Source organism: Neolewinella agarilytica (genome assembly GCF_900110645.1).
Lineage (GTDB): Bacteria > Bacteroidota > Bacteroidia > Chitinophagales > Saprospiraceae > Neolewinella > Neolewinella agarilytica.
The window spans coordinates 91,752-104,074 of sequence record NZ_FOFB01000014.1 but is presented as its reverse complement, the minus strand read 5'-3'; the positions used below and the strand labels follow the sequence as shown (position 1 = coordinate 104,074).

Genomic DNA, 12,323 nt, shown 5'->3' with positions numbered 1-12,323 from the left:
CATCAGGGAAAAAATCGCTACAGCCGGAACACCATCCCCGCACCAAAGTGCAATATCTGGTATTCGTGCTCCCCGCTTTCGGGTGTTAGCATGGCCTTCTTTTTGGCGCTTCGGTTGTACTCAGCCTCCAGCCGGAACTGAAGCGTCTCCCCCAGGTTAAGGCCGAAGCCCAGTCCGCCCGTATAGCCGAGGTGAAAACGGGGGAAAGCGTAGTTCACCATGTCCAGTTTTGAGGTAGCCAGCTGAAAATTCATAGACGTTGTTGAACGCGAACGAACGCTGCCCGCCAGTGCATAACCGGCCGTAGCTCCACCCCAGCCGAAGAGCTCCACCTGCTGTTGAGCGATGGGAACGCTGAACTTAAGAGCAAGGGGAACCTCTACGTAACTCATACGGATTCGGGCTTCGTAATTGAGCGGAAGGGAGGCTCCCAGCAGTTTAGGTATCGTCCCCTGCTGCAAGGTAGTTCCGCGCTGGGTTTGCTGGACACCAGACCGAAGACTGACATGATAAGTCAGGTCACGCTCCACCACCAGACCGAAGGTAGAACCGGCGACCCGGCTATGCGTCCCCAGATTACTGGGCAATACGTCCTGTGCAGAAGTAAGTGATGAGGTACCACTAAGAACGCGCATTCCAACTGTGGTCTGGGCGGCTAAGGAAGATATGATAAGCGTAAAAAAACAGACTAGGGTAATAGAGATAAAGCGCATGATGAGGGTGTTAAGGGTATTATTTATAATATGGACGGGAGAGCAGGAAAAATTCATAATTCTGGAAGAACTTCCGTACTCCTGTTGTTATGCTATTCTCAGCTTACTAAAACCTTATAAGCGGTTTTAATGGGGATTGTGACAGTCAACACTTGTTTTTTCCGGGAAAAAATCAAAAAAGGCTGCACTGCAATGGGTAATGGGTAAACCGGGGTTTCTTCCTGACAAGGGCGGCGTCGGGAAGTCCTGTTTTGGCTAAGCAAAACCTCAGAACATACTGTCCTGTGGTAAACGGAAAAGGAAGGATGGCCTGCCGAAACAGCAAGCGAATGGTTGCCGGCAATTGCGCGACGAGCATCACATTATTGTGTAAACGCATCAGGTGTTAATAAAAAAGGGTGTAGGAGAATTAATAGGTACCCTGATAACGGCATGACTAAAGGAAACGTTGCCTGAACGAATAATCTTTAAACTCTAGTTAACATTGGCCTTCCGGAGACGGTTACTGGCGGACGAAGTTGCTATTACTCCCAGCAGCGGCCCCATCGCCAACAAGGGGTAAATCCAGATTACCTCCACTTGCTTCAGGAGGTAAGACAGTAGCTGAATACTGACAATCGTAAGCCCAAAGCCGAGGCAGTTAACGATGGTCAGGGCGGTGCCTTTCAGGGATGGATCAGCACTTTGGGCAACAAGGGTGGAAAAGAGGGGAGAATCCATCACCACCACCATCCCCCAAAAGAATAGTAGTGTAAGAAACAGAGGTAAGGGAGCCAGAAGAAAAAAGACGGGGAGTAACAAACAGCAGATTCCGGACAGACTGAGGGCGGAACGCGCTACTGACCGAACGCCAAAGCGTTCGGATAAATAGCCGCCCAAAACGCAAGCCACTCCGCCAACCGCAATGATGCCAAAAGAAAGCAGCGGCACGTTCAGGCTAAGGGATGCCTGCTGCAGAGAGTAGGCCGTGATCAATAGCGGAACAAAAGCCCAGAAAGTGTAGAGTTCCCACATATGCCCGAAGTAGCCAAAGGCGGCCCGGCGAAAATCCTGCTTCTGAAAGACCTGGGTGAAGGCCATCAACTCCGGCCGCTGGCCCGAACGGCGATGTGGCCCGTCCGGAACCAAAACCCCGATCAGCAGTCCGCCAATAGCAGCAATTCCGGAAGTAAGCACAAACACGAACCGCCAGGGAAGTACCCCTTCAAAACTTCGCAGCAGGTGCGGAAAGGCCGTCCCCAACACTAAGGCCCCCACCAGGTAGCCTAATGATCTGCCCAGGCCTTTATCGAAATAATCCGACGCGATCTTCATCCCTACCGGATAAATTCCCGCCAAGCAAAAGCCGGTCACAAACCGGCTGACCAACAAAGTCGCAAGCGTGTTACCCTCCACCGTCGGGCAAACATTCATCCCCGCTGCTACCAAAGCGGACACCATAAAGACCCGACTGGGCGAAAAGCGATCGGCGATGGCCAATATGGCAAAGACCAGTGTACCGCAGATGAAGCCGAATTGTATGGCGGAGGTAAGACTGCCCAGGGCCGCCGGGCCAAGGCTGTAGGCTGCCACCATATCCGTCATCACGGCATTGCCCGCGAACCAGACAGAAGTACAGCAGAATTGAGCCAGGACGATGAGGGGGAGGACGGAGCGGGACATGGGGCAAGATCGATAGTTCTCCGGTGATTTGGGCGCGCAGCCTCACCCCTTTCTAGTTTTTTAATGTGAACTGTCGGATAGAAACACATAATGGCTTGATCCTTATCAGTGTTGTGTTGATCTTATGATCTGTTCGGGCTTCTTAATATTATAGCCACAAGCTTTCCAACGCTCTAGCTCACTTTCCGGAAATCTATCGATAAAATTCATTTCATTTCGAAAAAGACTATCGCTATTGATATAAATCACCGTTGGCTGTATGATCAACTGTATGGGCTCGGCAGGAAGGAGAGTTTCAGGCAACTCAATTATCCGCCCCAATTCGACTACCATATTTCCATTCTCATCGGTAAAGGTACTCGTTAAATACATACTTACAATACCATTCGACTTTGATACCGGGTGAAATGTAAAATAGGTCGCAAAGTTGTCCACCCGGCTTAGGGATGATCGGAAACGCTCAGTTGATCTCAGGCTTTTAAAAGCCTCAAACCAAAATTTTTGATCAAGTTCGGGTTGCCCGAAGAGAGGCAAGCAGGTGAAAATCCCTAGAAACAATACGTTACAGTAAATATTAGTTAGTATTTTCATGTCATCCTAAAAGAAAGCGATTAGTCTTACTTTCCTATTGTTTAACTAATTTTACTATTTCATTGTCTTGGCAAATCCTGAGCTTGATCCTTGTCAGTGTTGCTACCCTTTGGTAATTTTTGTAGGCTGTTGAACACTATAACCACAAGCTCTCCAAGTATTCAGTTCCTCTTTTAAAAATTTAGTGCTAGGCTTCATGTCATTTCGCGAAAATTCATAACAGTTTAAGTAAATAACAACTGGCTGCACAATTAGCTGTAGCGGTTCGTCAGGAAGGAGTACTTCAGACATCTCTATTATCCGCCCCGATTCCACTATCGTTTTTCCGTTTTCATCGGTAAAGGTGCTCGACAGATAAAATCTTACGGCACCATTAGATCTTGACACTGGGTGGAATGTGAAATAGGTGATGAAATCATCCGTGCGAGTTGAATGAAAACGCTCAACCGGACTAAGACTATTGAAAGCATTAAGCAGAAAATTTTGATCAAGTTTGGGTTGCCCCAAAAGGGGAAAGCAGGTAAAAAGTCCCAGTAAAACAACGATGTAGCGAGGTTTAGTATAAGTCATTATTATCATTTCGTTGTAGTTTAAAAACAAGACACTAGCCCCATTGCATTAAGTTCTTGAGGAGAGTGTGGATATCCCTGACAAGATGCTATTCTATTAATGTCCTGAACTCTTTGTTCAAATCCAGGTGGTTTTAATGAAACAAGGGCACTATAAGCAGGAGTATTTTCTAACCCTTGCCATGTCAATGCTTCAATAAATTCATCCGTCAATTTTGGATCTGGAAACATATGACGTAAACTACGAGAGAGTTCCCCGATGTACATATCTGCTATTGTTCTATGGTGGGAATCATTTAAATTAAAGCCAGTTGAGAACAAAGGATACAATCGATTAAAATCTGTCGAGGTTAAAGCCAATCTTTGAGCATCAATGTAGGCGTTCATAGATTCATGCAATAGCGTTGCAGCTAAGTGCACTTGTGTACAATTGAGTTGATAATTACTATTGAATATGATTTCACTATGAGCAATTCCTGCCAAGGGGAAATTTCCTGCAGATATGGGGGTATGTCTTGCTATTTCGTTAGAGCCCAACGTAGTCCCCTCTACCGCAGTTGTCGTAATAGTAATACTCTGAAAATTTGGTATTTCAAATATACTTCGTATCATCTGAGAAACTTCATTACTCAGGTTTTCAAAAAGATTTGGATTTTCAGCATACTTATTGATCACCTCACAAAGACAGGGTTCTTGCTGACAGTCTACATTATTAATAATTTGGTCCGGCGCTTCATTCCTTAAGCTATCAAGATGCCTTCGAACCTGATCGCCAATGTTCGGCCCACCACCACCAGTTCCATTACTGCCACCAATACCACCGCCACCAGTATCACTCCCCCCAGAAACACCGCCGCCACCTTCTCCAGCAATAACTCTACACCCTCTTGTAGTTGTTACGTTAGTCTCACATTTACAACAGAGTTCTCCGACTCCGTCTTGCGAAACAGACAGACAATCTCTTGATATAAATGTCGCTACATAACACTCGTGTGTGGGGTCATTTCCTGGTTGCCCACCTTCTGACACCCCTCCTCCATCTATGATATCTATTCCTAAAATGGTTGTACCTCCCAGTCCATAAAGGTCTTCCCGCGAAGCTTCTGTCAGGATTGGATAGTTGAGAATATTAATTAAATGAACAAAATCGTCTTGTTCCACACCACTAACGTAGGCTATTTTTTGCTCCTCCAGTTCATTCTCGAAGACAACTAAAAATTCATAAGAGAGGTTCAAATTTGGCCTGACGGTGGGTATAATACTAACAGCTTCGTTCCCCATGATGCCACCCCAAACAGGGTAGCCCGTCTTAGCAGGATCTAAACCGTCAATGGACTTAGTATACTGATACTTGATACCTGCCAATCGATCTTGCAACTTAGGGCTTAACGAAGAGATATTGAATAACGAAGTATCGATTACAGCTCTGCCATTCGCAACTACTGATTGATGAAGATTATTCACATTGATGAATTCAACTGTATCGCTAAAGTCTGAGTTTGGAATCAAGCTATCTTTTTCAATACAACTAAACATGAAAAATAAGACAAAGCTTAGAAAGGTAATCGAGAAGTTATGCTTCATGGTTATAAGGTTTAACGGTGTTGATGGATCGCCATCTATTAATGTTTTGCTTCAGATGCGAAAACTCAGATCAAGTACGATAAATTTAGCCAACAATTAAGGCCAAATCAATGAGCAGGCCCGCCATTTTCGACGAAAATGTGATACAACATAAAGCTGACCAATGATAGTGATTAGGTTTAGCCTTAGTTCCAAGAAATTAGAATATCTAACAAGAAGGCATAACAAAATTTTGGTCCTTCTCACACAACGCATCGTTAGTACAAAAGCGAAAGTACAAAAGTATTTACACTTAGACAAGTACATACATTATCACATTATCAATCAATAATATTAACGTATTGAACAACGGAAATGTGGCAAAGCGTCTTTCGTACTGCTGATTGAGGTAAAGGTTATATGTCGCGCATCAACAAATACAGTTTGACTTGGTCTTAGTGATTCATGATAAGCTTTTTCTCAAAACGGCAAGCGAAACCCGCAGTATTGAAGTTCCAACACGCAAACACGGAAAGAGGCACCTATCAGCGAATTTTCGCTAAATTATTCCTCATTCCCTTGATCGGCTAAGCTCTATCCCGTAACTTCGCAGCGAAAATTCGCTAAAACAAAAAACAAAGTCCCATCATGTCCACAGTTCTGGAAGCTAAGAAAGTATTGAAAGGCGGAGAATTTCTCGTTGCCGACGCTAGCCCTGACTCCATCTTCTCTCCCGAGGAATTTAATGAGGAGCAACTCATGGTGAAGCAGATGATGAGAGACTTCGTTGATCAGGAAATCATCCCTAACCTCGACAAGATTGAGAAGCAGGAAGACAATATCGCCGTCAAGCTGCTCAATAAGATGGCCGACCTCGGCCTCCTGGGTAGTCACATGCCCGAGGCCTACGGTGGCATGGAGATGGACACCAACACCAATACGCTGATTTGCGACGTACTGGGTGCCAGCTCCGGTTCCTTTACGGTTTCTTTCGCGGCACATACCGGAATCGGGATGTTGCCCATCCTTTACTACGGTACGGAAGCGCAAAAAGAAGAGTGGCTTCCCCGCCTGATCAGTGGCGAGTTGAAGGCGGCCTACTGCCTTACGGAGCCCAGCTCCGGTTCTGACGCCACCGGCGCGAAGACGACGGCGATGCGCGACGGCGACGAGTGGGTACTGAACGGCCAGAAGATGTGGATCTCGAACGCCGGCTTCGCCGACGTATTCATCGTTTTCGCACAAGCGGATGGTGACAAGTTTACCGGTTTCATTGTGCCCTCCAACTTACCCGGCATTACGCTGGGCGCGGAAGAAGACAAACTGGGCATCAAGGGTAGTTCCACCCGCCAGGTCTTTTTCGAGAACTGCCGGATTCCGGCGGACGCCTTCCTGGGTGAAATCGGAAAGGGTCACCTCATTGCTTTCAACGTACTCAATGTAGGTCGTTTCAAGCTGCACGCACTAAGTGTAGGTGGTGCCCGTGGCGCCCTTAGTGTTGGCATTAAATATGCTAACGAGCGGATTCAGTTTGGCCAGCCGATCGCCAATTTCGGTGCGATCAAACACAAAATTGCGGAAGCAGCTATCCGCATCTTCGTGGGAGAGTCCTCTCTTTACCGCGTAAGCCAGCAGATTCAGGACGCCAACACCAGCCACAAAGCTGACGGCAAATCTTACGCCGAAGCCAAGCGCCTCAGCGCCGAGGAGTACGCCATTGAGTGTGCCCTGCTGAAATTCATCGGTTCTGAACTATTGGATTACACCGTTGACGAAGTCCTCCAGATTCATGGTGGCATGGGCTACAGCGAGGAAACCCTCGCACCGCGGATGTACCGTGATGCGCGTATTAACCGCATCTACGAAGGCACCAACGAAATTAACCGTCTGCTCAGCGTTTCCCAGCTCATGCGCCGGGCAATGAAGGGAGCTATCGACATCGTCTCTCCGGCATGGGCCGTGCAGAAAGAGCTGGCTACGCCAGCTGATACCAGCATTCCCGACGGCCCCTACGGTGCGGAGGTCAAGGCGGTAGGCGACTTCAAAAAAGCCATCCTGATGGTTGTCGGCGCCGCCGCCAAAGCTCAGATGGACGGCAAGCTCGACCTCAAGGAAGAGCAGGAGATCGTGATGAACGTATCTGATATGCTGGCGGACCTGCTCAATGCAGAGTCTACCCTCCTCCGCCTGCAGAAACTCCGGAAAACGGGCAAGGCTACTCAGCCACAGGAATTACTCGACGCGGTACTGAAAGTTTACGTACACGACGCCAACGCGCGCATTGCCAAGAATGGCCTTGACGCCGTGGCTGGTTTCGCCGAAGGAGATCTGCTGACCACCTTCGCCAACGGTATCCGCCGCTTTACCAGCTACCCACCACAGAACGTGAAAGCGCTGCGCCGGATCGTAGCGGATCACTGCATCAAGGCAAACGAATATGCCCTGTAAGAATGTCGTCTATCTAAAAAAGCTCCGGCCACCTGGCTTACCACCAAACCAACAATTGCACGGCCGGAAGTTCTAACCAGATTGAATGTTTTGGCCCCTTCGCTTTGGCGGAGGGGCTTTTTTTAGCTTCAGGTCAGAAAACAAAAAGCCCCTCTCCGGCTAATTGCGGAGAGGAGCTGTGAGTTGTTCAAAATATTTGTTTTCGAATTACTTTCTCTTAGTCACGGTTTAGCCATAGAGCCGAGATACCGGCAAACTCAAGTGAGCTCGTTGGAGCAACATCACCGGTGTCGTTTGCTGAAAACACCAGTAGCAGACCACCGTCGCGCTTACGCTCCGCTACGTAGATGCGGTCGGTGTCTTCGTCATAATCCACGTCTACCGGGTTACCCAGCAGGGTGTTGTTGCCACTGATCTTCGTGTAGTCCGCAGCAGTAGCGGTTGTACCGTTGAAGGAGCTGAAGTTCTTGATGATGAACAGGGCACCGTCACTGTCGCTGTCTGCATCACCTACGTCCGTCAGGATCATAATGTCTTCGTCTTCATCGTACTGAATGCCGTGCGTACGCACCAGCCCGTCAATGCGGATGTAGCTATCAGGTTCTATCATGGCATTGTCGGCATTACCGAAGAAATCATTGAAGATGGCAATGCTGTCTGAGTTATCAACTACGGCATACATATCATCGCCGATGTATTGAAGCCCCCAGGTGTTAATGCTCGTCGTGAAGGTACGCAGGCGGTTAAGGCCGTCGTCATTGGTATCTTCGTAGATCACAAAGCCGTTGGTATTGTTGTTTGCGTCGCTGGCATCCTGAGCAACCACGTATTGACGCCCTACTACTGCCAGCCCGCGACCGTTAGTGAAGTCTGAAGAACTTTCGCTCTCCACCTGAACTCCATCGTCTTCGTCCATATCGTCGAGCACATCTTCATAACTCACCAGGGTGTTGTTACTACGGTTTACCTGATACACAATGTCATCGCTGTCGCGGTAAAAAATGCCGTCAGAATCCATACCTGCAGCGGTAAAAGTTTCAATTTCAAGGGGGCTGTCTTCCACGTCTACCACTCCTACCAGCCCGCTGGTGTTGGAGGAAAGAACGAGGACGCCATCGTCTCCGAGATCAATGCCGAGAATCTCGTCATCATCATCGTCACAGGAAGTAAAAGACACAGCGGTGAGGGCGAGCAGCAGCATCAGCAGCTTGCTCGAAGCAAAAAATTTAGTCATGATTTTGGTTTGGTTTGGTTTAAAGTCGAATCGAAGGAAAGATTAATCCCCTTCCGGTATATGCGCGCATTGGTGTAACGGATCGGGAAATACTCATGTTCGTATTTTCAACAAAAGTCTTCCGGAGAATTGCTGGAACAACCCGCCCGAAGCCCCGGGGATCCGCTTCACTTACAGTACCTACGAAAACTATCCGGCCATCGGTTTTAGTGAGCCCTGATTTTTTTATTCCGTGGCAAATAAGAAGCTCAATACCTTCTTCTTACCCGCTAAACTACTGCTTCCACTAACCGGTAGTGCAGGATCGGCAGCAGGGAGATAAAGAGTATCCGTCAGATAGACTAAGCGGTCAACGGCGAGCTCCTGATAAACCGTATCGTGAACAATCACGGTTTCTATCCGGTCGCGATAGCGAATGACGGTCTGATAAAGCGTGTCGGTGGAATAAATGATTTCTGGTACTTCGGCAAGCTCAGCAGGGGCCGCTGCCGCAGGTGCAGTGGTGGTTTTTTCAACGAGCAATGTTTCGGGCTCGCGGAGCAAGAGCAAGCCACTTGCCCCCAGAAAGAGCAGCCAGCCCGCAGCCGCCAGCCAGGGCAGCCAGCGGACATTGCTCCCTGCAGCCTGCCCTTGCACCTGCGTATGCGCCGTAAAAGCCGCGGCTAGTGCAGGGGGAAGCGCCGTCTCTTCGGGTTCCTGCACGGCCAGCACCATCTGCCGGCGCTCGGCGTAGGCCTCCCGACTGATGGAGGAGCGGACGGACTGTGGCAGCTCGTCGTAAGTATAATCCGCTAAATAGTCCAGATACTCCATCAGTTAATCGTTGTGGCGTTTAAAATTTCGGCGAGCTTCTTGAGCCCGTAGTGCAGTCGGCTTTTCACCGTTCCGGGCGCACAATTGAGGGCTTCTGCAACCTCTTCCGTGGAGAGCCCCTTACGGAAGCGCAGCTCTACGCACAGCCGCTGATGTTCCGGCAGCCGCTCAATGGCCAGCGCTACGCGCCGGCTCTCAATCCTGGGTTCTTCGGTGCTGTCATTAGCCCGGCGAATATCCCGATAGGCCGCCTCCCGCCGTTGCTGCCGCTCCTGGCTCCGGTACACATTCTTCAGCAGGTTGGCCGCAATAGTGAAAAGGAGTGAAGAGATATCCTCCGGCCCAGTTTCCGCCTCCCGGAAAGCACGGCTCTCCAGCAAGCGCAGGAAGACCTGCTGCTTCAGGTCTTCGGCTTGCTCCCGGTCTCCCCCCACCCGGAGAAGGAAGTAGCCATACAGCCGTTTCCCATACCGCAGGTAGAGCGCCCTGAAGGCACTTTGGTCGCCGTTGGCGGCGCGGAGGAGGAGTTGGCGGTCTGTTTTTATAGTAGTGGTAGTTTGGTAGTAGTGAGAATATGATAGTACTAACGGTCAATCAACATACTCCATCACGAGGCGGAAGCCGGTGGAGGGATGAGGCATAGTTTGCTCTTTAATGATCGAAAGTTGCATATAATAATCTTTGTGCAGCCAACTGCCGCCCATTGTTTTCCCTTCATCAGCAATCATTTCTCCGGCATTTCCACTCATGTTATAGAGGCCAAAATCATTCGGAAAATAGGCGTCAACATGAACGGTGAGCAGGCCACCGTCTTCCGTTCCATCTCCACAGGGCTTTTCCTCAGCTAACCGTGCATCAAGTCTGGCTTTACGGGCTTCTTGAGATTCTGAGGATTCCATAACCTGGCCGTTAATATCCACATATTTATTACTCGTTAAATGTTCTGGCAAGAGCGTATTGAAGTTCGCCAGGTAACACCCTTTGGAATTGCGGGTATAGGGCCCACCCCAGGGGTAAGGCGCGTGTAATTTTCCGCCCCGGCCGGCATACTCGAATTCCTCCGCCGTAGGCAGGCGAAATCGTACGTTTTTGCCATCAATGCGTTTCGGGTCCTGGTTATAGACCTGGGCTAGCCAGATTGCGTAGAGCTCCACCGCACGGCGGCTGACGTTAACCACGGGATACTCCTGAAAAGCAGGATCACTACCCGTAAGATGAATACCCGCTTTGCTCAGATCAATTTTTTCAGGAAAGAAGGTCTTAATATCTTCCGGTTTGAACTTAGCGACGGCGGCAGAATCAAGCATAGCAAACTTACGCTGCCGTAGCAAGTCTTCCAGAAAAAGCTGATAGGAGCCGTTGCTCACCTCAGTGGTCTGCATCCAGAAGCCATTGATGGATACTTGTTCTTTCTCTTTCGAAGCACCTTGGAATAGTATTCCGCCAGGTACGTAAACAGCACCCTTGTGGATATTTTTTGCTCGCAAACCGTGCTCTTTACTGGCCAGCTGAGGAGGGTCGTCGGCCCGGAGATATTGGGCCAGTTCTCCGGTTTTGCCCACACGTTCCGCGATTGTTTCCAGCAGTGGAAGTAGCCCTTCAAGGTGGTTTGCCAGATCCTTTTGCTGCAGTGTGTACAGTTCCAGCAGTGCGGGGATATAGTTCTGGTTAAGCTGGTCCGCGACGGCCTGAACGGGGCCGTCAGCAAGAGGCTGGCGCAGTTGTTCAAGGCGCCAGTTGGAGCGGTAATTTTGAGCGAGGAGGCCGATATTATCCACCGGCGTATTACTGTAGCGGAAAGCGAGGCCGGTAAGGTAGAGATCCTTTTGCCGGAGCTCTTTGAGGTAGCTGGCCGTGGCGGCGATGTGGAGGGGCTCCGGGCGGTCAGCGAAGTCATTGATGACCTGAATCAATAATTCATCCTGATCCTCCCAGGTCAGCTCTTTGCCCATAAGCTCCCGGCGATAGTCGTTGAACCCAAGCAACAAAGGCAGGCAGATGATCTGAACATCCGGCCGCACGCCGTAAGCAGATTGTAACAGCCAGCCGGGGTAGGTATCCGTATCACCGTGGGTAATCAGAATTCCGTTGGGCGCAACGGACATCAGTTGGTTGTAGCCATATTCCATGACGCCGGCGGGGATGGGGTCTGCCTGGTGTAGTTTTTCGAGAATGGCTTCCCGTTCTGTTAGCAGACCGTTGACTTCATAGTAGGTCGCCAGAGCGAGGTAAGCCTCGTGGCGGTCGGGAGATTTTTCGTGGGCGGCCAGTAGTTTATCCCAGCGAATTTCGCCATCCCGAAAATTCGTGTGCGTCATGTACAGCATCTCGAAGCCTTCGGGGTCGCAGGCTTTTTCGGCAGCAGTAAAGATGGCGGCGAGGTCATAGTAACCGGAACCAAAGCGGTTGCTGTAGTGGGCCGTTTTGTAGTAGTGGAACCAGGTTTCATCGGTGGCACAGTCGCCATAGGCGAGGGCTTCCCATTCGCGGGCCTGACGATCGTAGAAGTCGCCGTCGTGGCGGGCGTGCAGAAGGTCGACAAAGGGGGCTGGAGAAAGGAGGTGCCCATTGGCAATGTCGGTTCCGGCTTCCGCAGAATATGAGCCGGTCAAAACGACGAAAAGGCAGAAGAATAGGCGCATGAAAAGCGTGTTTGGGTGGGGGTACACCGTCAAAGAGCAAGGGTTCATCAGCAAGAAAAAAGTTTTCAGGGCGGGGTCGTGGTCACAG

General features: G+C 49.7%; 9 protein-coding genes. 1 reads left to right on the top strand and 8 read right to left on the bottom strand.

Annotated features, from left to right (window positions below; translation table 11 throughout):
* Positions 1 to 17: 17 nt before the first annotated feature.
* The 4 genes from BM123_RS13515 to BM123_RS13495 form a co-directional block, all read right to left on the bottom strand.
* The gene (locus BM123_RS13515) at positions 18 to 713 is read right to left on the bottom strand and encodes an outer membrane beta-barrel protein (protein ID WP_175489382.1); all 696 of its coding nucleotides are present in this window, start codon (positions 711 to 713) and stop codon (positions 18 to 20) included.
* Positions 714 to 1,187: 474 nt separating this feature from the next.
* Entirely contained in the window at positions 1,188 to 2,375 is a 1,188-nt protein-coding gene (locus tag BM123_RS13510) for an MFS transporter (RefSeq protein ID WP_090169372.1), read from the bottom strand.
* Between the two features lie 693 nt (positions 2,376 to 3,068).
* Positions 3,069 to 3,536: a hypothetical protein gene (locus tag BM123_RS13500; RefSeq protein ID WP_175489381.1), complete on the bottom strand. Its 468-nt coding sequence runs from the start codon at positions 3,534 to 3,536 to the stop codon at positions 3,069 to 3,071.
* Between the two features lie 20 nt (positions 3,537 to 3,556).
* A complete protein-coding gene (locus BM123_RS13495; protein WP_090169367.1) occupies positions 3,557 to 5,119 on the bottom strand; it encodes a hypothetical protein in 1,563 nt (520 codons plus the stop codon).
* A 627-nt stretch (positions 5,120 to 5,746) separates the two neighbouring features.
* Between BM123_RS13495 and BM123_RS13490 the strand changes: the two genes are divergently transcribed.
* Positions 5,747 to 7,546: an acyl-CoA dehydrogenase family protein gene (locus BM123_RS13490; RefSeq protein ID WP_090169365.1), complete on the top strand. Its 1,800-nt coding sequence runs from the start codon at positions 5,747 to 5,749 to the stop codon at positions 7,544 to 7,546.
* A gap of 217 nt (positions 7,547 to 7,763) precedes the next feature.
* Here BM123_RS13490 and BM123_RS13485 read toward each other — a convergent pair whose 3' ends face one another.
* From BM123_RS13485 to BM123_RS24600, 4 genes are all read right to left on the bottom strand, one after another.
* Positions 7,764 to 8,780 carry a hypothetical protein gene (locus BM123_RS13485; RefSeq protein WP_090169364.1) on the bottom strand — a complete coding sequence of 339 codons (1,017 nt, stop codon included), beginning with the start codon at positions 8,778 to 8,780 and terminating at the stop codon, positions 7,764 to 7,766.
* 225 nt (positions 8,781 to 9,005) lie between these two features.
* The gene (locus BM123_RS13480; RefSeq protein WP_090169363.1) at positions 9,006 to 9,593 is read right to left on the bottom strand and encodes a hypothetical protein; all 588 of its coding nucleotides are present in this window, start codon (positions 9,591 to 9,593) and stop codon (positions 9,006 to 9,008) included.
* Positions 9,593 to 10,138, bottom strand: a complete 546-nt coding sequence (locus tag BM123_RS13475; RefSeq protein WP_090169361.1) for an RNA polymerase sigma factor — start codon at positions 10,136 to 10,138, stop codon at positions 9,593 to 9,595. Before BM123_RS13475 ends, BM123_RS13480 begins: the two co-directional genes overlap by 1 nt.
* 45 nt (positions 10,139 to 10,183) lie before the next feature.
* The gene (locus BM123_RS24600; protein WP_175489380.1) at positions 10,184 to 12,235 is read right to left on the bottom strand and encodes an SUMF1/EgtB/PvdO family nonheme iron enzyme; all 2,052 of its coding nucleotides are present in this window, start codon (positions 12,233 to 12,235) and stop codon (positions 10,184 to 10,186) included.
* Between the last annotated feature and the right edge of the window lie 88 nt (positions 12,236 to 12,323).